The sequence below is a fragment of the Mycobacterium sp. E802 genome (assembly GCF_001666875.1).
Classification (GTDB): domain Bacteria; phylum Actinomycetota; class Actinomycetes; order Mycobacteriales; family Mycobacteriaceae; genus Mycobacterium.
The window spans coordinates 1-22,101 of sequence record NZ_LZJD01000142.1 but is presented as its reverse complement, the minus strand read 5'-3'; the positions used below and the strand labels follow the sequence as shown (position 1 = coordinate 22,101).

Annotated in this window: 24 protein-coding genes; 14 read left to right on the top strand and 10 right to left on the bottom strand. The window is 66.3% G+C overall.

Translation table 11 applies throughout. The features are described from left to right. A complete protein-coding gene (gene fadD17, locus A5699_RS20405) occupies positions 1-1,500 on the top strand; it encodes a long-chain-fatty-acid--CoA ligase FadD17 (protein WP_067772991.1) in 1,500 nt (499 codons plus the stop codon). A 145-nt stretch (positions 1,501-1,645) separates the two neighbouring features. Next, positions 1,646-2,620: an NAD-dependent epimerase/dehydratase family protein gene (locus A5699_RS20400; RefSeq protein ID WP_067772988.1), complete on the top strand. Its 975-nt coding sequence runs from the start codon at positions 1,646-1,648 to the stop codon at positions 2,618-2,620. On the opposite strand, the gene A5699_RS20395 is transcribed toward A5699_RS20400, so the two are convergent. Beyond that, entirely contained in the window at positions 2,606-3,160 is a 555-nt protein-coding gene (locus A5699_RS20395; RefSeq protein WP_082957803.1) for a TetR/AcrR family transcriptional regulator, read from the bottom strand. The genes A5699_RS20400 and A5699_RS20395 overlap by 15 nt on opposite strands. Before the next feature lie 43 nt (positions 3,161-3,203). Here A5699_RS20395 and A5699_RS20390 point away from each other — a divergent pair, with 43 nt between their 5' ends. Continuing rightward, positions 3,204-3,920 carry a helix-turn-helix domain-containing protein gene (locus tag A5699_RS20390; protein ID WP_067773140.1) on the top strand — a complete coding sequence of 239 codons (717 nt, stop codon included), beginning with the start codon at positions 3,204-3,206 and terminating at the stop codon, positions 3,918-3,920. On the opposite strand, the gene A5699_RS20385 is transcribed toward A5699_RS20390, so the two are convergent. Beyond that, positions 3,857-4,252 (bottom strand): VOC family protein, encoded by a 396-nt coding sequence (locus A5699_RS20385; protein WP_067772982.1) that lies wholly within the window; start codon positions 4,250-4,252, stop codon positions 3,857-3,859. The genes A5699_RS20390 and A5699_RS20385 overlap by 64 nt on opposite strands. Positions 4,253-4,380: 128 nt before the next feature. Between A5699_RS20385 and A5699_RS20380 the strand changes: the two genes are divergently transcribed. Then, the gene (locus A5699_RS20380) at positions 4,381-5,940 is read left to right on the top strand and encodes a succinic semialdehyde dehydrogenase (RefSeq protein WP_067772979.1); all 1,560 of its coding nucleotides are present in this window, start codon (positions 4,381-4,383) and stop codon (positions 5,938-5,940) included. A gap of 75 nt (positions 5,941-6,015) precedes the next feature. On the opposite strand, the gene A5699_RS20375 is transcribed toward A5699_RS20380, so the two are convergent. Both A5699_RS20375 and A5699_RS20370 read right to left on the bottom strand, forming a co-directional pair. Further along, positions 6,016-7,137: a nitronate monooxygenase family protein gene (locus A5699_RS20375; RefSeq protein ID WP_067772976.1), complete on the bottom strand. Its 1,122-nt coding sequence runs from the start codon at positions 7,135-7,137 to the stop codon at positions 6,016-6,018. Continuing rightward, positions 7,137-8,825: an acyl-CoA synthetase gene (locus tag A5699_RS20370; RefSeq protein ID WP_197508346.1), complete on the bottom strand. Its 1,689-nt coding sequence runs from the start codon at positions 8,823-8,825 to the stop codon at positions 7,137-7,139. Before A5699_RS20370 ends, A5699_RS20375 begins: the two co-directional genes overlap by 1 nt. A 33-nt stretch (positions 8,826-8,858) precedes the next feature. On the opposite strand from A5699_RS20370, the gene A5699_RS20365 reads away from it, so the two are divergent. After that, a complete protein-coding gene (locus A5699_RS20365; RefSeq protein ID WP_067772970.1) occupies positions 8,859-9,659 on the top strand; it encodes a crotonase/enoyl-CoA hydratase family protein in 801 nt (266 codons plus the stop codon). A 140-nt stretch (positions 9,660-9,799) separates the two neighbouring features. Here the strand turns inward: A5699_RS20365 and A5699_RS28710 are convergent, their stop codons facing one another. The 3 genes from A5699_RS28710 to A5699_RS20355 all read right to left on the bottom strand — a co-directional run bounded on the left by A5699_RS28710 (position 9,800) and on the right by A5699_RS20355 (position 12,152). Continuing rightward, positions 9,800-10,096, bottom strand: coding sequence for a hypothetical protein (locus A5699_RS28710; RefSeq protein WP_231965781.1), 297 nt, complete (start codon positions 10,094-10,096; stop codon positions 9,800-9,802). A 173-nt stretch (positions 10,097-10,269) separates the two neighbouring features. Further along, positions 10,270-11,475 carry a cytochrome P450 gene (locus A5699_RS20360; protein ID WP_067772967.1) on the bottom strand — a complete coding sequence of 402 codons (1,206 nt, stop codon included), beginning with the start codon at positions 11,473-11,475 and terminating at the stop codon, positions 10,270-10,272. Then, the gene (locus tag A5699_RS20355) at positions 11,472-12,152 is read right to left on the bottom strand and encodes an acetoacetate decarboxylase family protein (protein ID WP_067773137.1); all 681 of its coding nucleotides are present in this window, start codon (positions 12,150-12,152) and stop codon (positions 11,472-11,474) included. Before A5699_RS20355 ends, A5699_RS20360 begins: the two co-directional genes overlap by 4 nt. A gap of 254 nt (positions 12,153-12,406) precedes the next feature. Here A5699_RS20355 and A5699_RS20350 point away from each other — a divergent pair, with 254 nt between their 5' ends. After that, complete coding sequence (locus A5699_RS20350; protein ID WP_082957805.1) at positions 12,407-13,168, top strand: class I SAM-dependent methyltransferase; 762 nt, start codon at positions 12,407-12,409, stop codon at positions 13,166-13,168. A gap of 28 nt (positions 13,169-13,196) precedes the next feature. Here A5699_RS20350 and A5699_RS20345 read toward each other — a convergent pair whose 3' ends face one another. After that, positions 13,197-14,228, bottom strand: a complete 1,032-nt coding sequence (locus tag A5699_RS20345; RefSeq protein WP_067772964.1) for an LLM class F420-dependent oxidoreductase — start codon at positions 14,226-14,228, stop codon at positions 13,197-13,199. Positions 14,229-14,286: 58 nt separating this feature from the next. Here A5699_RS20345 and A5699_RS20340 point away from each other — a divergent pair, with 58 nt between their 5' ends. From A5699_RS20340 to A5699_RS20325, 4 genes are read left to right on the top strand one after another with little or no spacing between them, the layout of a single operon-like run. Then, entirely contained in the window at positions 14,287-15,276 is a 990-nt protein-coding gene (locus A5699_RS20340) for a Zn-ribbon domain-containing OB-fold protein (protein WP_067772963.1), read from the top strand. Positions 15,277-15,285: 9 nt separating this feature from the next. Continuing rightward, positions 15,286-16,347: a thiolase domain-containing protein gene (locus tag A5699_RS20335; protein WP_067772962.1), complete on the top strand. Its 1,062-nt coding sequence runs from the start codon at positions 15,286-15,288 to the stop codon at positions 16,345-16,347. A 2-nt stretch (positions 16,348-16,349) separates the two neighbouring features. Then, positions 16,350-17,543, top strand: a complete 1,194-nt coding sequence (locus A5699_RS20330) for a thiolase domain-containing protein (RefSeq protein ID WP_067772960.1) — start codon at positions 16,350-16,352, stop codon at positions 17,541-17,543. A gap of 10 nt (positions 17,544-17,553) precedes the next feature. Next, positions 17,554-18,432 (top strand): TIGR03619 family F420-dependent LLM class oxidoreductase, encoded by an 879-nt coding sequence (locus A5699_RS20325; protein WP_067773130.1) that lies wholly within the window; start codon positions 17,554-17,556, stop codon positions 18,430-18,432. Between the two features lie 20 nt (positions 18,433-18,452). Here the strand turns inward: A5699_RS20325 and A5699_RS20320 are convergent, their stop codons facing one another. Next, entirely contained in the window at positions 18,453-18,977 is a 525-nt protein-coding gene (locus tag A5699_RS20320; protein ID WP_067772957.1) for a gamma carbonic anhydrase family protein, read from the bottom strand. A gap of 62 nt (positions 18,978-19,039) precedes the next feature. Here A5699_RS20320 and A5699_RS20315 point away from each other — a divergent pair, with 62 nt between their 5' ends. The 4 genes from A5699_RS20315 to A5699_RS20305 all read left to right on the top strand — a co-directional run bounded on the left by A5699_RS20315 (position 19,040) and on the right by A5699_RS20305 (position 21,410). Then, positions 19,040-19,492 carry a hypothetical protein gene (locus A5699_RS20315; RefSeq protein WP_231965780.1) on the top strand — a complete coding sequence of 151 codons (453 nt, stop codon included), beginning with the start codon at positions 19,040-19,042 and terminating at the stop codon, positions 19,490-19,492. Positions 19,493-19,500: 8 nt separating this feature from the next. Continuing rightward, complete coding sequence (locus A5699_RS30000; protein WP_231965779.1) at positions 19,501-19,674, top strand: hypothetical protein; 174 nt, start codon at positions 19,501-19,503, stop codon at positions 19,672-19,674. Positions 19,675-19,782: 108 nt separating this feature from the next. Beyond that, complete coding sequence (locus tag A5699_RS20310; protein WP_067772954.1) at positions 19,783-20,937, top strand: Rieske 2Fe-2S domain-containing protein; 1,155 nt, start codon at positions 19,783-19,785, stop codon at positions 20,935-20,937. Beyond that, positions 20,937-21,410, top strand: a complete 474-nt coding sequence (locus tag A5699_RS20305) for a hypothetical protein (protein WP_067772952.1) — start codon at positions 20,937-20,939, stop codon at positions 21,408-21,410. The genes A5699_RS20310 and A5699_RS20305 overlap by 1 nt, the downstream gene beginning before the upstream one ends. A 28-nt stretch (positions 21,411-21,438) precedes the next feature. Here the strand turns inward: A5699_RS20305 and A5699_RS20300 are convergent. Then, positions 21,439-22,101: transposase (locus A5699_RS20300; RefSeq protein ID WP_157561191.1), on the bottom strand; the 663-nt coding region annotated here is incomplete at its 5' end.

Sequence of the window (22,101 nt, the reverse complement as noted above, 5' to 3'; positions counted from 1 at the left end):
ATGGGGGGTCCAACCGTCACCCAGCTGCTGGCCCCGCTGGCCGGGGTCACCGATCGCGGTATCTACCAAGCGGATTCGTTCGTCAGCTGGGCTGACCACATCGCCTCGGGCGCACAGCTCGCAGCGGCGTTACGGGCACGGTTGGACCCCACAAAGCCCCCGCATGTCGGGGCACTACTGGGCAACACCACGTTCTTCTCCAGCCTGCTGGTGGCCGCCGGCCTGGACGGGCTGGTACCGGTTGGGCTCAATCAGACCCGGCGTGGCGAGGCGCTGGCCCGCGACATCGCCCATGCCGACTGCCAGCTGGTGCTGGCCGATTCGTCGGTGACCGTCCCGCCGGGCGTGGACTACATCGACGTCGAATCCGAGGACTGGGCAACCGAACTCGCGTCGTACCGCGATACTCCGGTGTCCTTCGCCGATCTGTCGGCCGACGACCTGTTCATGCTGATCTTCACCTCGGGCACCAGCGGTGATCCCAAGGCCGTTCGGGTCACGCATGACAAGGTGGCGTTCCCGGGCCGGATGCTGGCTGAGCGTTTCGGCCTGGGCCCGGCCGACACCGTCTACCTGTCGATGCCGTTGTTCCATTCCAACGCGATCATGGCGGGTTGGGCCGTCGCCACCGCCGCGGGCGCCTCGATTGCCTTGCGGCGCAAATTCTCTGCATCCGGCTTCATGGCCGACGTCCGCCGCTACGGCGCCACCTACGCCAACTACGTCGGCAAACCGCTGTCCTACATCCTGGCCACCGAACCTTCGCCCGACGACGCCGACAACCCGCTGAGGATCCTCTACGGCAACGAGGGCGCCCCGCGGGATCTGAACCGGTTCGCCGAGCGGTTCGGGGTCAGGGTGGTGGACGGATTCGGTTCCACCGAGGGCGGTGTCGCAATCGCCCGCACGCCCGACACCCCCGAAGGTGCGCTGGGCCCGCTCACCGACCAGGTGGCCATCGTCGACCCCGACACCGGAAAGCCGTGTCCGCCGGGCGTGGTCGGCGAGCTGGTGAACCCAACCGGTGCCGGCTGGTTCCGCGGCTATTACAACGATCCCGACGCCGAGGCGGACCGGATGGCCGGCGGTGTCTACCACACCGGCGATCTGGCCTACCTCGACGAGGACGGCTATGCCCACTTCGCCGGGCGCCTGGGTGACTGGATGCGCGTCGACGGGGAGAACCTGGGCACCGCCCCGATCGAGCGAATCCTGTTGCGCCACCCCGATGTGGTCGAGGCCGCGGTCTTCCCGATCCCGGACCCGAATGTCGGCGATCAGGTGATGGCTGCCCTGGTGCTGACCGCCGACGCCGTCTTCGACCTCGACAAGTTCCGCGCCTTCCTGCATGAGCAGTCCGACCTCGGCCCCAAGCAGTGGCCGTCGTATGTGCGCATCGGCACCGCGTTGCCGCGGACCGAGACGTTCAAGGTGATCAAGCGCCAGTTGTCGGCCGAGGGCACCGACTGCGCCGACCCGGTCTGGCCGATCACCCGCTGATCGGTGTCTGCCGCGTTGCGCTCTATGCCGCGAGTTGCTGCTCGATGCTGACCTATGCTGACCGCAATTCGCGGCCTAAGCACCTCCACCGCGACCTCGCATCACCATTTCGATACCATTGGCATCGAAACATGGGAGGCGCAGTATGCACATCGCAGTGACCGGCGGCACCGGCTATCTCGGAGCTCACACCGTTCGACGCTTGCTCGAGGCGGGCCATCGCATCCGCCTCCTGGTCGCACCGGGCTGCGGAGGCGAGGAGGTGATCGGTCATCTCGCCGCGCTCGGCGAGATGACCGTGCTGGAAGGCGACATCCGCGACAGCGAGACCGTCGGCAGCCTGCTGTCGGGGTGTGAGGCCCTCATTCATGCCGCAGGCATCGTCGGCACCGATCAGCGCCGCGAGCAACTGATGTGGGAGATCAACGCGCACGCCACCGAGGCGGTGCTGAACCGTGCCGTCGAGGCCGGGCTCGACCCGATCGTCTCGGTCAGCAGCTACAGCTCGCTGTTCCCGCCGCCCAACGGGGTGATCTCCGCCGACACCCCGCCCGCACCGGGTCGCAGCCCGTATGCCAAGACCAAGGCCTACGCCGATCGGGTGGCCCGGCGGTTGCAGGAGGCCGGCGCACCGGTGGTGGTGACCTACCCGTCGAGCGTCGTGGGCCCGGCATTCCACACCGCCGCTGGTGTCACCGAGCGGGGCTGGGCACCGATCGCCAAGGCCGGCCTGGCGCCCCGGATGACCGGCGGTATGCAGATGATCGACGTGCGTGACGTCGCGCTGGTGCACGAGCGACTCATGGTCCCGGGCCGCGGCCCCAAGCGATATGTCTGCGGCGGCGTGATGGTGTCGTTCAACGAGATGATCGACGTGCTGGAACAGGGCGCCGGACGCAGGATCCGCCGGATTCCCCTGCCGGGACCGCTATTTCGCGGCATCGGCTGGCTTTCCGATCTGACCGGTGGAGTGCTGCCGCTCGGTGACGGGATCAGCTACGAGGCTGCGATGTTGTTGACGGCCGCCACCCCGACCGACGACAAAAGCACGCTCGTCGATCTCGATATCGAGGCCTGGCGGTCGCCGCAGGCGGCGATGCTGGCCTCATTCGGACGGTGACCCGGCGAGCGCCTGGCGCAGCAGCCGTACCACCCCGTGCCGCAGCTGAGCTGAATCGTCGTCGATCGCCACGGTGGTCGTGAGCATCGCGGCCCCGGCCGCCATGGACAGCACAGCCTTCGCATCCGACGCCGACCCGTACCCCCGGGCGACGAACAACTCGATCGCCGGCCCACTGAAGCTCTCCCACAGGGCCTTTCGCAACGCCCCGTTCTCACGCAGGGCCAACAGCAGTCCGGGCACGGCCGCACTGACGTCGGCTCGGCTGAACAGCTCGTGGCTGCCGCGCACCACCCAGTCGATCCACCCGGCCAGGTCGGTGCCGGAAAACGGTGACATGTCCGGTGTTTCGCCGAGGATCGCGTGCAGCACCAGTTCGGCCTTGGAGGCCCATCGGCGGTTCAGGCTGGAGCGGCCCACGCCGGAGCGGGCCGCGACCAACCGAAGGCTGAGATCGTCCCAGCCGACCTCGACCAGCAGCTCACGCGTGACCGCGAGCACCCGCTCGTCGATCGAAGCATCGCGTGGCCGCCCGGTCATTCCCTGATTCAACCCCATGATCCGCACGGGTAGCGTCGGGGACGTGGGCTACCGCGAACAGGATCCGCCGCCCCGGCTACGCGAACTCGTCGAGTGCCGATGGACGCGCACGGGCCCGGCCGCGCCCGGCCGCGTGCTGCCCGACGGCTGCATGGATTTGATCGAGATGGGCGGCACGATCGTCGTAGCCGGGCCCGACACGACGGCATTCCTCACCGATGCCAGCCCGGACACGGTGCGGGGGTTACGGTTTCGTCCCGGTGCGCTGCCGCGGTTGCTGGGTGTCCCGGCATCCGAACTGCGCAACACCAGGGTTGAGCTGAGCGAGCTGACCCCGATCCTCCACGACCGCTCACTCGAAGAGCTCGCGCTCGCACTGGCCTCTCGCACACCTGGGGCCGAGACCGCCCCATGGTCGCTGCCGATGCTGCGATCCGTCACACGCCGGCTGGCGGCAGGCGAATCGGTCAGTGCGACGGCACGCCACATCGGCTGGTCGGACCGGACGCTGCAACGCCAGTGCACGGCGATCTACGGGTATGGTCCGGCCACGCTGCGCCGCATTCTCCGGTTTCGGCGCGCGGTGCGGATGATCGACGCCGGGATGAGTACCAGCGCAGTCGCGGCCCAGGCGGGCTATGCCGACCAGCCGCACCTGCACCGCGAAGCTCGTGCCCTCGCCGGGGTGCCGTTACGTCACTTGTCCAACGCGGCGAACAAGTCCACCGAGGTGCCGTCGGGATCTTCGACGGTCGCGTAGCGCTGCCCCCAGGGGGCGTCGAACGGCGTGAGTGTTCCCGTGTGGCCGGCTCCGGTGAGCCGCTCATAGAGTTCGTCGACGTCGGCGGGCGCGTCGAGCCCGAACGCCAGCGCGACCCGGCCGGGCCCGGTCGGGGGCGTCCACCCGGGAAGCATTCCGGCAATCACCTCCTCGGTGTCGAAGGCCAGCCGGTTTCCGCCCGGCAACGCCACCTCGACGTGCGGCCCGTCCGGTTGAGGGGCCTCCAAGCCGAGCAGCCGGTAGAAATCCAGGGATCGGTGCAGGTCTTTGGTGACGATCTCGATGACCACCGCGTTCAGGTTCACAGTCATACCGGCAGGTTAGAGCGACGAACCAGGCCCAGTCGTGAACGAATCGGACAACCTGGGCCTTTGTCGGACCGTCGGTACCGAGTAGGTTGGCCTTGATTGTTGGTTACTTGCCAGTAGGGAGAATTCCGATGCCTGCTCCGTCCGCTGCGGATTTCGCTCGTCTGCGCGCACTCGTCGCGATCGACGACGCTGAAGTAGGTGCGCGCGCGACCAAAACCATCGACGAGGTGTTCACCGGGCGGGAGCTGACCACCATCCCGGTCGGCACCGCCGACGACGTGACCGCAGCCTTCGCCAAGGCCCGCACCGCGCAAGCCCAGTGGGCCAAACGACCCGTCTCCGAGCGTGCTGCCGTCATCGAGCGCTTCGGCGAACTGGTGGCCAAGAATCGCGACTTCCTGATGGATGTGGCGCAGGCCGAAACCGGCAAAGCCCGCTCGGCCGCGCAGGAAGAGATCGTCGACATGATCTTGAACTCGCGCTACTACGCCCGGCGGGCGACCAAGCTGCTGTCCCCCAAACGGGTGCAGGGCCTGCTGCCGGGCCTGGTCAAGACCGTGGTCAACCACCACCCCAAGGGCGTCATCGGCGTCATCTCGCCGTGGAATTACCCGATGGCGCTGTCGATCTCGGATTCCATCCCGGCCCTGCTCGCCGGCAATGCCGTGGTGGTCAAGCCCGACAGCCAGACGCCGTACTGCACGCTGGCCAACGCCGAACTGCTGTATCAGGCCGGCCTGCCGCGCGATCTGTTCGCGGTGGTGCCCGGACCGGGTTCGGTGGTCGGCACCGCCATCGTCGAGAACTGCGACTACCTGATGTTCACCGGGTCCACCGCGACCGGGCGGACGCTGGCCGAGCAGTGCGGCCGCCGGCTGATCGGGTTCTCCGCCGAACTCGGCGGCAAGAACCCGATGATCGTCACCAAGGGCGCCAACCTCGATGTGGTGGCCAAGGCCGCTACCCGGGCCTGCTTCTCCAACGCCGGTCAGCTGTGCATCTCGATCGAGCGGATCTACGTCGAGCGCGAGGTGGCCGATGAGTTCACCGCCAAGTTCGGTGAGCGGGTCCGCAACATGAAGCTGGCCGGTGGCTACGACTTCACCGCCGACATGGGCAGCCTGATCTCCGAGGACCAGGTCAAGACCGTGTCCGGCCATGTCGACGACGCAAAGGTCAAGGGCGCCACGGTGGTCGCCGGCGGCAACGCCCGCCCGGACATCGGCCCGCTGTTCTATGAGCCGACCGTGCTGACCGGCGTCACCGACGAGATGGAATGCGCCCGCAACGAGACCTTCGGTCCGCTGGTGTCGATTTACCCGGTCGATTCGGTGGCCGAGGCCATCGAGAAGGCCAACGACACCGAGTACGGTCTCAACGCCAGCGTCTGGGCCGGGTCGAAGGCCGAGGGTGAGGCGATTGCCGCGAAGATCAACTCGGGCACGGTGAACGTGGACGAGGGCTACGCCCTGGCGTTCGGCAGCACCGCGGCGCCGATGGGCGGCATGAAGGCCTCCGGGGTCGGACGCCGCCACGGTGCCGACGGCATCCTCAAATACACCGAGTCGCAGACCGTGTCCACCGCCCGGGTGATCAATCTCGATCCGCCGCTGGGGATCTCGCAGACGCTGTGGCAGAAGGCGCTGACGCCGATGATCCAGGCGGTGCAGAAGCTGCCCGGCCGCTAATTTCCTCTGCCGAACAGACACAAACCCGTACCTTTTCGCGGAAAAAGGTACGGGTTTATGTCTTTTCGCGGAGGGTCAGGCTCTGGCGATACCGTCCAGGCGCTTGGTGGCCGCCTCGAAACCGCTCACCAGCTCGCCGATGATGTCGGCGACGGGGCGGATCTCGTTCATCCGGCCCACGATCTGACCGACGGGCATCGACACGGTGTCGGGGTTGTCCGACTCGTTCATCCGCTGATGGGCCTCGCTGACCAGGATGTTCTGCAGCGGCATCGGCAGCGGCTCCGGCGCGTCCGGGGCATCCCAGGCGTCGGTCCACTTGGTCTTGAGCAGCCGGGCCGGCTTGCCGGTGTAGATCTTTCGACGCACAGTGTCGGCGGTGGTGGCCTTGAGCAGGGCCTCCTGGATCGTTGAGGTGCCGCCGGGCAGCCGGTGTCCAAGGTCGTACTCGGCCGAGGTCAGGAACGCCGAACCCATCCACACGCCCGAAGCTCCGAGCGCCAGGGCCGCGGCGACCTGCTTGCCCGTGCCGATACCGCCGGCGGCCAGCACCGGAGCCTTACCATCAAGGGCGTCAACGATTTCCGGCCACAGCACCATCGAGCCGATCTCACCGGTGTGCCCACCGGCCTCATGCCCCTGGGCCACGACGATGTCGACGCCGTTCTCCACATGGCGCAGTGCGTGTTTGGCGCTACCGGCCAGTGCGGCCACCGGGACTCCCGCGGCGTGGGCCTGCTCGATCACGTCGACCGGCGGGGAGCCCAACGCGTTGGCGATCAGCTTGATCGGGTGCTTGAGCGCGACCTCGACGTGGCTGCGGGCCACCGAGTGCAGCCAGCCCAACACGCCCTCGTTGCGCTCCTCATCCGCGGACAGCGGCGGAACACCAAGATCGGCAAGGGTTTTCGCGACGAAGTCGCGGTGGCTCTGCGGGATCAGCTTGTTGATGTCCACGGCCGTGCCCTCGGTGGGGATCTTGGCCGGCATCACCACGTCGACACCGTAGGGCTTGCCGTCGGTGTTGACATCCATCCACTGCAGGACTTCTTCGAGGTCGTCGGCGTCGTTGAACCGCACGCAACCAAGCACACCCAGACCGCCCGCCTTGCTGACCGCGGCGGCCACCTTCTCCGACGGGGTGAACACGAAGATCGGGTATTCGATCCCGAACCGTTCACACAGCTCTGTACGCATCAGCTCTTGGCTCCCACATGGTTGGCATGCACCTCGTCGGCGGCACGCTCTTCGGTCTGATCCTTGGCCCAGCGGTAGTCGGGCTTGCCCGCAGGTGAGCGCTTGACCTCGTCGACCAGCCACAAGCTGCGTGGCACCTTGTACCCGGCGATTTCACTGCGCACGAAGGCGTCGAGTTCGGCCAGCGTCGGCCGAGCCCCTTCCCGGGGCTGCACGACGGCCGCGACGTGTTGGCCGAAACGCTCGTCGGGAACACCGACCACCAACGCGTCGAACACGTCGGGGTGCCCCTTGAGTGCGGCCTCGACCTCTTCGGGATAGATCTTCTCGCCGCCGGAGTTGATCGACACCGAGCCGCGACCCAGCATGGTCACGCTGCCGTCGGCCTCGACCTCGGCGTAGTCGCCGGGGATGGCGTAGCGAACACCGTTGAAGGTCTTGAAGGTTTCGGCAGTTTTCTTCTCGTCCTTGAAGTAGCCGACCGGGATGTGCCCGCACTTGGCCAGGATGCCGCGCACCCCGGAACCGGGCTTGACCTCGTTGCCGTCCTCGTCGAGCACCTTGGTGTTCTTGTCGATGGTGACGCGCGGACCGCCAGTGTGCGACTGCCCCTTGGCCACGATGCTGGTGCCACCGAAGCCGGTCTCCGAGGAGCCGATCGAGTCGGTGATGACGCGATTGGGCAGCAGCTCAAGGAATTTCTCCTTGAGGCTCGTGGAGAACAGCGCCGCGGTGCTGGCGAGCAGGAAGAGAGACGACAAGTCATGTTCTTTGCCGGCAGCCTGCGCGGCCAACAGCGAGTCCAGCAGCGGACGCGCCATCGCGTCGCCGGTGAAGAACAGCAGGTTGACCTTGTAGTCGTGGATGGCCTGCCAGACCTCGTCGGCGTCGAATTCCGGGGTCAGCAGGACGGTTCCGCCGGAGAACAGCGCCATCCAGGTGGCCGACTGCGTGGCGCCGTGGATCATCGGCGGAATCGGGTAGCGGATCATCGGCGGATTCGCCGCGGCCGCCTTGGCCAGGTCGTACTCATCGGCCACCGGCTCACCGGTGGCAAAGTCGGTGCCGCCGAACAACACTCGGTAGATGTCCTCGTGACGCCACATGACGCCCTTGGGGAATCCGGTGGTGCCGCCGGTGTAGAGCAGGTAGATGTCGTCCTCGCTGCGCGGGCCGAAGTCCCGTTCCGGCGAGCCCTGGGCCAGCGCATCCTCGAAGGCCACGCCGCCGTAGCGCTGGAAGTCGTCGTCCGAGCCGTCCTCGACGACGAGCACCGTCTTGACGTTCGGCGTTTCCGGAAGCACGTTGGCCACCCGGTCGGCGTAGCGACGCTCGTGGATCAGCGCGACCATGTCGGAGTTGTCGAACAGGTACTTCAGTTCGCCTTCGACGTAGCGGAAGTTGACGTTGACCAGAATCGCGCCGGCTTTGACGATGCCGAGCATCCCGATCACGATCTCGATGCGGTTGCGGCAGTACAGGCCGACCTTGTCGTCCTTCTTGACGCCCTGATCGATCAGGTAGTGGGCCAGGCGGTTGGCCTTCTCTTCCAACTGCCCGTAGGTCAGCTGCTCGTCACCGGAAATCAGCGCGACACGGTCCGGCACAGCGTCGATGGCGTGCTCGGCAAGATCAGCAATATTCAGAGCCACAGAACCTAAACTAGAACGTGTTACATTTCGATACAAGTCTGGGTCGAAAATGTAGAGAGGCAGACACCAGTGACTGAGCCTGATAAAGGGCCCGACGCCCTCATTGAGCAGCGCGGACACACTTTGATCTTGACGCTGAACCGGCCGGAGGCGCGCAACGCACTTTCCACCGAGATGCTCTCGATCATGGTGGAAGCCTGGGACCGCGTCGACAACGATCCGGAGATCCGCACCTGCATCCTGACCGGCGCCGGCGGCTACTTCTGCGCGGGCATGGACCTCAAGGGCGCGACGAAGAAGCCGCCGGGCGATTCCTTCAAGGACGGCAGCTACGACCCGTCGAAGATCGAGGGTCTGCTCAAGGGCCGCCGGCTCACCAAACCGCTGATCGCCGCGGTCGAGGGTCCTGCCATCGCCGGTGGCACCGAGATCCTGCAGGGCACCGACATCCGCGTCGCCGGGGAGAGCGCCAAATTCGGCATCTCCGAGGCCAAGTGGAGCCTGTACCCGATGGGCGGCTCGGCAGTGCGTCTGGTGCGGCAGATTCCCTACACCATCGCGTGCGACATGCTGCTGACCGGCCGGCACATCACCGCGGCACAGGCGCTCGAGTACGGCCTGATCGGTCACGTCGTCCCGGACGGCACCGCGCTGGACAAGGCCTTGGAGATCGCCGAGGTGATCAACAACAACGGCCCGCTGGCCGTGCAGGCGATCCTCAAGACCATCCGTGAAACCGAGGGCATGCACGAGAACGAGGCATTCAAGCCTGACACCGCCAACGGCATCCCGGTGTTCCTGTCGCAGGACGCCAAGGAAGGCCCGCTGGCGTTCAAGGAGAAGCGGGCCCCGAACTTCCAGATGAAGTAGCGCCCGACGACGTTGCGCTGAAGATTCCGGTCAGCATCGAGCCGCAATCTTCAGCGTTGTCATCGGTACCACCCCCCTACTCCAAAACTGAGGCCCTGCTCGATGTTTCGAGCAGGGCCTCAGTTTTTATGGCGTCAGCGCTAGTGTCCCGGCGGCGGCGGCCGCCACGGTCCGGGCGGCGGGGGTGGCGGTCCCCAGAATCGCGGAGGCGGCGGCGGTCTGAAGAACGGCGGTGGGGGCGGCGGTGGAGGCGGACCCCAGAACGGTGGCGGAGGCGGCGGCGGACCCCACGGCCGTGGCGGTGGAGGCGGTGGTGGGAACAGCGGGGCCGGTCCGCCGACGTGAAGTGCGGCCGGCGCCGCACCGGGAAGCGGTTCGGCGTTCGCCTGGGTCGCCATACCCACCGCACCGGCCAGCAGTGCTCCGCTCACCAGCATCCCGCCCAGCAGTGTTCGCCCAGGTAAATGTCGTGCCATAGCGTGCGCCCTTCGATCGTCGCGTCATCCCCGATTTCGAAAGACTATCTAATTAGACAAGCTAGGCGGAACCTGTGAACCAGCTTGCACAGCCGATACTTAAGTAGGACACAGGGATTCACAGGACCTGCCGGTCAGGCTCCCACCGGAGCGGTCGGGGTGAACACGACCGGCATCGATTCCGGACCGCTGACGAAGTTGGCCGGCCGCAACGGCAAAGGCGCGTCGTCGGCCAGACGCAGGTCGGGCAGACGGGTGAGTAGCCGCTCGATCATCAGCCGCAGTTCCAGCCGGGCCAGCTGATTGCCCAGGCAGAAGTGCGTCCCGAACCCGAAGGCCATGTGGCTGTTCGGATTCCGGCCGATTCGGAACTCGTCGGGATTCTCAAAGACCGTCTCGTCAAAGTTGGCCGATTCGAACATCAGCATGATCTTCTCGCCGGCTTTGAGCTCGGTGCCGTGGAATGTGGTGTCAGCAGTGAGGGTGCGGCACATGTTCTTGACCGGTGAGGTCCAGCGCAGCATCTCCTCGATCGCCCCGGGGAGCGCGTCGCGGTTCGCCACCAAGGTCTCCCACTGGTCACGATGGCGCAGCAGTTGCTCGGTGCCGCCGGAGAGGGTGTGGCGGGTGGTCTCGTCACCGCCGATGAGGATCAGCAGTGTCTCCATGACGATTTCGTCGTCGGACATCCGTTGCCCCTCGACCTCGGCGTTGACCAGGATCGAGAACAGATCGTCGTTGGGCTCTGCGCGCCGTTTGGCGATCACCTCCATGGTGAAGGCGGTATAGGCGGCGAAGGTTTCCATGATCTTGGTGATCGCCGTCTCGTCCAGGTGCGACGACAGCCCGCACACCAGCTCATCGGACCACCGCAGCAACAGGTCCCGTTCGGTGGGCAGCACTCCGAGCATGTCGCCGATCACCGCCATCGGCAGGGGCGCGGCGATGTCGCGGACGAAGTCGCACTCCCCCTTCTCACACACCGCGTCGATCAGGGTGTCGCACAGGCTCGTGATCGACGGCACCTTGTCCATGACGCGTTTGCGGGTGAATCCGGAGTTGACGAGCTTGCGCCGCAACACATGTGCCGGATCGTCCATGTCGATCATGTACGGCATGCCCGGCTGGTCCGGGCGGATCCCGCCGGTGCTGGAGAACAGCTCGGGGTTACGTTCGGCATCGATCACCGCGGCGTACGTCGTGGCCGCGGCCAGGCCGTTGCGGTCGCGGAACACCGGCTCATTCGCCCGCATCCAGCGGTAGGCCTCGCGGGCGCCGCCGTCGGCATAGAACGTGCCGTTGGTCAGATCGACATCGGGCTTGAGCAGAACCTGGGTCACGGAATCTCCTTGGCGTCAGCGAAAGTCATCTGCACATTGCGGGCCGAGCCGGACAGCAACGCCCGCTTGGGCAGGCCCAGCGCGGCGAGTTCCTCGGCGTAGGGGTGATCCCCCAGCCGGATTCGCACCCCACCCGGGCGGTAGCGCACACCGGAAAGCCGCATCGTCCCCTCGGTTTCGCGCAACACCCCGTCGAGATGTGAGTAGGTGGACTGCACCTGCGGTTTGGCGGTGAACGCCGACGGCACCGGCAGGCCGGGCTTGAACTCCATACCGACCGCGAGCCGGCCGTCGATGCTCACCTCGAAGCCGAACGGCTTGCCCTCACGAAGGGCGAAGTCCGCCAAGACCTTTGGATAACCCCAGATCTGCCGGCCGGCCTGCAGGGTGAACTCACCGTCGACGGGCAGATGGTGCACGAAGGCGCCGGCCGAACCGAAGCCGCGCAAGCCGGTTTCGCGCGAGCCGGGCCGGTTGACCATCACATTGGTGCCGTACTCCAGGTACGGCCCCAGGTCGCCGTCGATGTAGCGCATCAGCATCAGCACGGCGATCGCGCGGTGCGGCCGGTACCGGTAGACCTGCAGCCCGCTGTAGTCGATCATCCGCTGCGCGGCCGCGGCGTCCACCGAGAACATCGCCATGTGTTGCTCGGCGGTGCGGATCTGCACCGGCATGGTCAGCACCGTGCCGGCAACAGTGTGTTGCGAGGGCCCGGAGGCGGGAGCGCTGTGACTCACGCCATAAATCTAGAACCTCGAGTAGACAGCTTGCAAGGAAGTGTCTACTCGTCAGACCGAGGCCAATGCGACCGAGTGTGAGGTCGGCCCGGTGAGGTAAGTTCGGGTCGGTGATCGAGAACTCGTCACCGGCTCCCCGTGCCACGGTTGATCTGAGCGACGTCGCCGAGACGGCCCTGTTGACGCTGCAGATGCGCGCGCACGAGGCAAGGCGTCCTGACCGCATCATCGATGATCCCGTGGCGGTGCAGTTGTTCGACTCGATCGATTGCGATTTCGCCAAGTTCGGGTCGCCTCGGCGCCAAGACGTGGCGCTGCGCGCCTTGCTCTTCGACATGACCACGAGCGCCTACCTACGCGACCATCCGAAAGCCACGGTGGTGGCGTTGGCAGAGGGGTTCCAGACCAGCTTCCATCGGCTCGACACGGCCGGTGTCGGACATGATTTCCGCTGGCTGACAGTCGATTTACCGCCGATGATCGAGCTACGCCGCAAACTCCTGCCGCCTTCGGACCGCGTGGCCGTCTGCGCACAGTCGGCACTGGACTTCAGCTGGATGGACGAGGTGGACCCAGGCGACGGCGTGTTCGTCACGGCCGAGGGGCTCCTGATGTATCTGGAGCCCGAAGAAGCGATGGGGCTGATTCGTGCATGCGCGAAACGATTCGCCGGCGGTCAGATGATGTTCGACCTGCCGCCGGCTTGGCTTGCCGCGTGGGCGCGCAAGGGGATACGCACCTCGCGGCAATACCGGATGCCGCCCATGCCCTTCAACATGTCCCCGTCCGAGGCAGCGGGCCTGGTCGACACCGTGCCCGGCGTCCGGGCAGTGCAGAACCTGCCGCTCCCCCGCGGTCGGGGGCGCATCTTCAACGGAGTTTTGCAGGCGGCGCAACAGCTTCCGTTGTTGAGGTCGGCACAGCCGACGATCGTCCGGCTGGATTTCGGCTAGACCGGTCGCCAGGAAGCGTTGGCGTGGCCTATACCAACGCGGCCAGGTCCTTGATCTGCTCGACGGAGCGGGCGCCGACCACCATCATCGTGACGCCGGAGGCCTCCCACGCCTTGATCTGCTCCTTGACGTAATCGAGGTTGCCCACGATCGCGGAGTCGTCGACCAGCTCGTCCGGGATGATCTTGGCCGCTTCATCCTTGCGGTCACTGCGGAACAGCTTGGTGACGTCGTCCACGACCTCGGCGTAACCCATGCGGCGATAGACCTCGGCGTGGAAATTGGTGTCCTCCGAACCCATTCCGCCCATGTACAGCGCCAGGTGCGGCTTCATCAGCTCCATGATCGCGGGCCGGTCGTCGGTGACCACGACCTGCGCGGTCGCGCAGATCTCGAAGGTCTCCCGGGTGCGCCGGGCGCCGGGCCGGGCGAACCCCTCGTCCAGCCATTCGTTGTACATCCCGGCGATGCGCGGCGAGTAGAAGATCGGCAGCCAGCCGTCGGCGATCTCGGCGGCCAGCGCAACGTTCTTGGGACCTTCGGCGCCCAGCATCACCGGGATGTCCGCGCGCAGCGGGTGGGTGATTGGCTTGAGGTTCTTGCCCAACCCGGTGGTGCCCTCACCGGTCAGCGGCAGCGGGTAGTGCGGGCCGTCGCTGCGCACCGGCGCCTCGCGCGCCCAGACCTGGCGCAGGATGTCGATGTACTCGCGGGTGCGTGCCAGCGGCTTGGGGAATTTCGCGCCGTACCAGCCCTCCACCACCTGCGGGCCCGAGACGCCGAGACCGAGGATGTGGCGGCCGCCGGAGAGGTGATCCAACGTCAAGGCGGCCATCGCGCAGGCCGTCGGCGTGCGGGCCGACATCTGGATGACCGAGGTGCCCAACCGCATGCGGGTGGTCTCGCGTCCCCACCAGGCCAGCGGGGTGTAGGCATCCGATCCCCAGGCCTCCGCGGTGAAGACGGTGTCGAAGTCCGCTTCCTCGGCCGCGGCGACGAGTTCGGCGTGGTTGGTCGGCGGCTGAGCGCCCCAGTAACCGAGTTGCAAACCGAGCTTCATTTAGATGACCTTCCCACACGTCCTTGCGACGATTCTTAGAACCTGTTCTACTCGATGTGTGACAGCCAGCCAAAGCCGCCCGGCCTCGACAGATCACCGTGAGCCGCCACTTTCCGCGCCACTGAAACTGTCGTTTGACTACACCCGTTCAGTTGGGCCTCTGCTCAGTCAGTTCTTCACTGCCCTGCGTGAGCGCCGGATCGTCGGCGTGCGCGGGTCGGACGGACGCGTGCACGTGCCACCTGCTGAGTATGACCCGGTCACCTACGAGGCATTGACCGAGGTCGTCCCGGTAGCCAGCGTCGGCACCGTGCTGTCGTGGACGTGGCAGCCCGAGCCCCTGGAAGGCCAGCCGCTCGACCGGCCGTTCGCCTGGGCGTTGATCAAGCTCGACGGCGCTGATACGCCGTTGCTGCATGCGGTCGACGCAGCAGAAGGCGAGCTGGCCACCGGTGCCCGCGTGCATGCGCACTGGGTCGACGAGCCGGTCGGCGCGATCACCGACATCGCGTACTTCTCCCTCGGTGACACCCCCGAAGACGTACCGGAAAGCTCGGATGACCGCGATCCGGTGACCATGCTCGTGGTGCCGTCGGCCATCGAGATCCAGCACACCGCCTCCCGGCCCGAGAGCACGTACCTGCGCGGGTTGCGTGAGGGCAAGCTGCTGGGCGCCCGCTCCGGCGATTCGGGCAAGGTGTACTTCCCGCCCAAGGAGGCCGATCCGGCCACCGGCAAGGAGCTCGACCAGTTCGTCGAGTTGGTCGACAAGGGCACCGTCACCACCTTCGCGATCATCAACATCCCGTTCGCCGGTCAGCGGATCAAGCCGCCCTATGTCGCGGCGTATGTGCTGCTCGACGGCGCCGACATTCCGTTCCTGCACCTGGTCACCGACATCGACGCGTCCGAGGTGCGGATGGGCATGCGGGTGGAGGCGGTGTGGAAGCCCCAGGAGGAGTGGGGCCTCGGCATCGACAACATCTCGCACTTCCGGCCGACGGGTGAGCCCGACGCCGACTACGACAGCTACAAGCACCACCTGTAAAGGGAACTCATGACATTTCGTGACGTAGCCGTCGTCGGTTTCGCGCATGCTCCGCATGTGCGCCGCACGGATGGCACCACCAACGGCGTCGAGATGCTGATGCCGTGTTTTGCCAGCCTCTACGAGGAGCTCGGCCTGCAGCAGACCGACATCGGTTTCTGGTGCTCGGGCTCATCCGATTACCTTGCCGGCCGGGCCTTCTCGTTCATCTCCGCGATCGACTCGATCGGCGCCGTGCCGCCGATCAACGAGTCCCATGTCGAGATGGACGCAGCGTGGGCGCTGTACGAGGCCTACATCAAGATCCTCACCGGCGAGGTGGACACCGCGCTGGTCTACGGTTTCGGCAAGTCCTCGGCGGGTGTGCTGCGCCGCGTGCTCGCCTTGCAGACCGACCCGTACACCGTCGCGCCGTTGTGGCCGGATGCCGTCTCGATGGCCGGACTTCAGGCCCGGTTCGGGCTGGACGCCGGCAAGTGGACGGCCGAGCAGATGGCCCAGGTGGCACTGGATTCCTACGCCGCCGGTGGCCGCACCGACAAGGAAGAAGTCACCGGAACCGTCTCGGACCTGCTGGACCGTCCGTTCTTCGCCGACCCGCTGCGTCGCCACGACATCGCCCCCATCACCGACGGCGCGTCGGCCATCGTGCTGGCTGCCGGTGACCGGGCCCGCGAGCTTCGCGAAAACCCGGCCTGGATCACCGGTTTCGAGCATCGCATCGAAACCCCGGTGCTGGGCGCGCGCGATCTGACCGTCTCGACCTCGACGACTGCCTCGGCCCAGGCCGCCGCCGGCGGTGACGTCAGCTCGATCGAGGTGGCCGAGATCTACGCTCCGTTCACCCATCAGCACCTGATCCTCACCGAGGCGATCGGTCTGGGCGCGAACACCAAGGTGAATCCGTCCGGTGGCGCTCTGGCGGCGAATCCGATGTTCTCGGCCGGCCTGGAACGTATCGGCTTCGCCGCACAGCACATCTTCAACGGCTCGGCCGGGCGCGTGCTGGCCCACGCCACCAGTGGCGCTGCGCTGCAACAGAATCTGGTCGCGGTCTTGGAGGGTAAATAGTCATGGCACAACTCGCTGCGGTACTGGGCACCGGGCAGACCAAGTACGTCGCCAAACGCCAGGACGTGTCGATGAACGGCCTGGTCCGTGAGGCCATCGACCGGGCGCTGGCCGACTCCGGCTCGACCATGGACGACATCGACGCCGTGGTGGTCGGCAAAGCGCCCGACTTCTTCGAGGGCGTCATGATGCCCGAGCTGTTCATGGCCGACGCCACCGGCGCCACCAACAAGCCGCTGATCCGCGTGCACACCGCCGGCTCGGTGGGCGGGTCCACCGCGATCGTGGCCGCCAGCCTGGTCAAATCGGGTAAGTACAACCGGGTGCTGACCATGGCCTGGGAGAAGCAGTCGGAATCGAATGCCATGTGGGCGTTGAGCATTCCGGTGCCGTTCACCAAGCCTGTCGGTGCGGGCGCCGGTGGGTATTTCGCCCCGCACGTGCGGGCCTACATCCGCCGCTCCGGCGCTCCCGAGCACATCGGCGCGATGGTGGCGGTCAAGGACCGGCTCAACGGTGCCAAAAACCCCCTGGCGCACCTGCATCAGCCCGACATCACCCTGGAGAAGGTGATGGCCTCGCAGATGCTGTGGGATCCGATCCGTTTCGATGAGACCTGCCCGTCCTCCGACGGTGCCGCCGCGCTGGTGATCGGCAACGAAGACGCCGCCGACGCTCGGATCGCCGACGGTCATCCCGTCGCCTGGATCCACGCCACCGCGCTGCGCACTGAACCGCTGGCCTACTCCGGCCGCGATCAGGTCAACCCGCAGGCCGGTCGCGACGCGGCCGCCGCGTTGTGGCGCGACGCCGGGATCACCAGCCCCATCGACGAAATCGACGTGGCCGAGGTCTATGTGCCGTTCTCCTGGTACGAGCCCATGTGGCTGGAGAACCTCGGTTTCACCGCCGAGGGCGAGGGCTGGAAGCTCACCGAGGCCGGCGAGACGGCCATCGGCGGCAAGATCCCGTTCAACCCCTCCGGTGGCGTGTTGAGCTCGAATCCGATCGGCGCGTCGGGCATGATCCGCTTCGCCGAATCGGCGATCCAGGTGATGGGCAAGGGTGGCGATCACCAGGTCGAGGGTGCACGCAAGGCACTCGGCCACGCCTACGGCGGTGGCGCACAGTACTACTCCATGTGGGTGGTTTCTTCCGACAAACCCGACAAGCCTTCGGCCAAGCCGGGTGCCTGATCCGGTGAAGATGAAGTACACGCTCAGCGTGGCCATGGGCCCGCTGGAGCACCTGACCGGATTGGCCCGCACCGCCGAGGAAGTCGGGTTCGATTCGATCGCCCTGCCGGACTCGTTGTTCTACATGGAGAAGCAGGCCGCGGACTATCCGTACACCCCGGATGGTTCGCGGATGTGGACTGCCGAAACCCCCTGGGTGGACCCGCTGATCGCGGCGGCGTCCATGGGGGCGGTGACCTCGACGTTGCGGTTCTACACCAACGTGATGAAGCTTGGGTCGCGTAATCCGCTGCTGCTGGCCCGCCAGGTCGGCTCGGTGGCGAACCTGACGAACAACCGGTTCGGTTTCGGCGTCGGGATCGGTTGGGCTCCCGAGGAATTCGAGTGGTGCGGGGTGCCGTTCGCCAAGCGCGGCGCGCGTGTCGACGAGATGATCGAGGTCCTCAAGCTTGTGCTCGGCGGCGGCATGGTCGAGTTCCACGGCGACTTCTACGATTTCGAGCGCCTGCAGATGAGCCCGGCGCCGTCGGCGCCGGTGCCGTTCTATGTCGGTGGGCACACGCCGGTGGCGCTCAAACGGGCGGCCCGCGTCGGTGACGGCTGGACGTCCGCGATGATGACCTGCGCCCAATTGGCCGAGACGGTCACGGCGATCAACACGCTGCGGGCCGAATACGGCCGGGCTGACGAGCCGTTCGAATTCCAAGCGGTGTGCATCGACAAGTTCGATCTCGACGGGCACCGTGAGCTGGCCGCGGCCGGGATCACCGACAACATCGTCATTCCGTGGATGTTGGAAGGCCTGGGCTTCGATGCCCCGCTGGAGAAGAAACAGGATTCGCTCAAGCGGTTCGCCGACACCTACATCCACTCCGGCTGGCAGGACTGAGCTGACGGGCCGCAACCAAGCTAGAGCTCGGTGAGGCCCGTCAGGTAGCGCTGTGCCAACTCGCGGTACGCCGCTGGATTCGTCTGCACCCACGTCTGCGCACCGGTACCGGCGATGGGTCCGCGGATCTTCGCGGGCGCGCCGGTGACGAGCACTTCGTCGGGGATCTTGGTGCCGCCGATCACCAGTGAATGTGCGGCGATCAGGCTGCGCCGGCCGATCACTGCGCCGTCCAGCACGGTGCAGTGGTTGGCGATCAACGCCTCCTCGCCGACATGCACGCCGTGCACCACGCACATGTGGGCCACGGTGGCGCCGGGTCCGATATCGACCGGGATGCCCGGTGGCGCATGGAGCACCGAGCCGTCCTGAACGTTGGCTCCCTGCCGGATCACAATCGGCGCGAAATCGGCTCGCAGCACGGCGTTGAACCACACCGAGGCACCGGCCTCGACCGTCACATCACCGATCAAGGTCGCCGTCGGGGCCACGAATGCGGTGGGGTCGACCACGGGCGCGCGGCCCTCGAAGGAAAACAGCGGCATCGTCCAGATATACCGCAGGAAATCGGCGTCGGCGCGGCGACGGGTACCCTTGAACAGTAACTATGCCGCCCACGACAACCGCTCGCCTCAGATCACTGCTCACCATCGGTTTCGCCGCAGCCGTCGTCGGCACGGCCGGCGCCTGCACCCCGTCCGCCGATTCGCCGACCTCCCCGTGGGTGGCCACGCCACCCCCGGCGTCGAGCACGACAGCGACCAAGTCGCCGAAATCACAGGCGTCCGACTACAGCTACCTGCTCCTGCAGGCCGAGGACGTGAGCATCCCGCCGGAAGTCTTCAGCGCGCGGTCCACCAAGAACAACCCAGACGGTCAAGACGGGGCCAGCGCCCTGTTCGTCAATGCCGATGACACCCGGGCCATCGCGGACACCGTCCTGATCTACCCGGATGCGGAGACCGCCTCGGCCACGCTCAAGCAGGCGTCCGCGGCCGTGAGCACCATGGTGACCGGGGCCCGCCGCAGCCGGTACCGATCGGCTCGGGCGGCACCGTGATCTCGGGGATGGCGCCCGACAACTCGAAGGCGGTCACATTGCTGATGTACACCCAGGGCCGCGCGGTGGTGCGCCTGGAGTTCGACAGCAACCCCGACGATCCGGTGTCTCCGCAGACAGTGGCCGCCGTCGGCCGCATGCAACAGATTGCTCTGCGCAACGGTCTTCCGGAGCGGGAGTAGCCCACGCTCACTAAGGGTATGCCGCAGGTCACGCCCTGGTGATTGCCAGAAGGGACCGAAAAACTGTAACGTGTTCTAGTTAGAGAGCACAGATACGGGAGGCCCACCGTGACTACCGAACATGCCGGCATCAGAGAGATCGACACCGGCGCCCTGCCAGACCGCTACGCGCGGGGTTGGCACTGCTTGGGACCGGTCAAGGATTACCAGGACGGTCAGCCGCACTCCATCGAGGCATTCGGCACCAAGTTGGTCGTGTTCGCCGACTCCAAGGGCGATCTGAAGATCCTCGACGGTTACTGCCGCCACATGGGCGGTGACCTGTCGCAAGGCACGATCAAGGGCGACGAGGTGGCCTGCCCGTTCCACGACTGGCGCTGGGGCGGCGACGGCAAGTGCAAGCTCGTCCCCTACGCCAAGCGCACCCCGCGGCTGGCCCGCACCCGGGCATGGCACACCGACGTGCGCGGCGGCCTGCTGTTCGTCTGGCACGACCACGAAGGCAACCCACCCCAGGAAGAAGTCCGGATCCCAGAGATCCCGGAGTGGGCCAGCGGCGAGTGGACCGACTGGAAGTGGAACACGATGCTCATCGAAGGCAGCAACTGCCGCGAGATCATCGACAACGTCACCGACATGGCGCACTTCTTCTACATCCACTACGGCCTGCCGACGTACTTCAAGAACGTCTTCGAGGGCCACATCGCCTCGCAGTACCTGCACAATGTCGGCCGGCCCGACATCAGCGACATGGGCACCACCTACGGTGAGGCCCACCTCGACTCCGAGGCGTCGTACTTCGGCCCGTCCTTCATGATCAACTGGCTGCACAACAACTACGGCGGCTTCAAGGCCGAGTCGATCCTGATCAACTGCCACTACCCGGTCACCCAGGATTCGTTCGTGCTGCAGTGGGGCGTGATCGTCGAGAAGCCCAAGGGACTCGACGACAAGACCACCGAGAAGCTCGCGGTGGCGTTCACCGACGGCGTTTCCAAGGGCTTCCTCCAGGATGTCGAGATCTGGAAGCACAAGACCCGCATCGACAATCCGCTGCTGGTCGAAGAGGACGGCGCGGTCTACCAGATGCGCCGCTGGTATCAGCAGTTTTATGTAGATGTGGCGGACGTGACATCTGATATGACCGACCGGTTCGAGATGGAGATCGACACCACCGCGGCCAACGAGAAGTGGCATGTGGAGGTCGAGGAGAACCTCAAGATCCAAGCCGCGCAGAAGGAATCGGCGGAGCAGTCGAGCTGATGGCAGCACGCAACGAGCGGGTCGAGACCCCCGATGTGGACCAGATGGCCCGCTCGATGCTGCTGCTGCACGGCGGACACGACGACGACGAGCACCACTTACACGGCGGTGGGCCGTCCTCTGGAACGTGGTCCAAGGCACCGGATTTCGCATCCGACCCGGCCCGCGCCGCCGCCGTGCGGGAGGCCAGTGCCCGCGATCGCGAGCGCTACCTGACGTCCGGCCTGGTGTCGGTGGACTGCCGGTTCTGTCACGTGTCGGTGCAGGTGAAAAAGCTCAGCGCCGAACACACCTCGGTGCAGTGGAATTCCGAAGCAGTGCAGCGCTGCGCAACATTCGAAGAGATCCGGGCCTCCGGTGGCGATCCGGCCCGGGCTCGGTCCTGCCCTCGGCTGACCGACAGCATCAAACATGCCGTCGCCGAGGGGTGTCTGGAGGAGATCTCCAGCGCCCCCTCCCCCGGCGACGGCTGACTTTCCTCCGCGAACAATAGCTCCTATGTCAAGCCGCCGCTGATTGTGGCGGCTTGACTGGGTTTTGGTGGTCGTTGTGAAGTCCTGCGTCGTGGCGTAGGGCTTGGTAGACGCGGCGGGCGATGCGGCGTTTGACGCAGCGACGGGCCGCGGCTTTGGTTTTGCCGGCATCGCGCAGTTTCTGGAAGTAGATCTGCCCGGCGCTGCCGGTCATCCGGATCTGTGTCACCGCGATGCGATGGATGGCGGCGTTGAGTTGACGGTTACCAGCCCGGCTTAGCCGCATCTGCCCGGCGCTGGCGCCTGACCAGGCCGGGATGGGCGCGACGCCGGTGTGGCAGCCGAACGCGGCCTCGCTTTTGAACCGGCCGATGCCGGCGACCTCACCGAGGATCTTGGCCGCGGTCAGCTCCGCGCACCCGGGGATCTGCAGAAGAGTCGGAGCGTGCTGCTGGGCGCTGGCGGTCAACCGCTTGGCCAAGGCGTTGATCTCACCGGTGAGCCGGATGATGTCGCCCACCTCGGCACGGGCGATTTCAGCGACCACGCCCACTCGGTCGGCCAACCAGGCCATCAACGCCTTCTGATGCTTGAGCGCGGTCAGCGAACCCAAGGCCGCGGCCCACTCGGGATCCAGGTCATGAACATGCCACAGCACCCGGTTGATCGCTGAGGTGCGCTGGGCGACAAG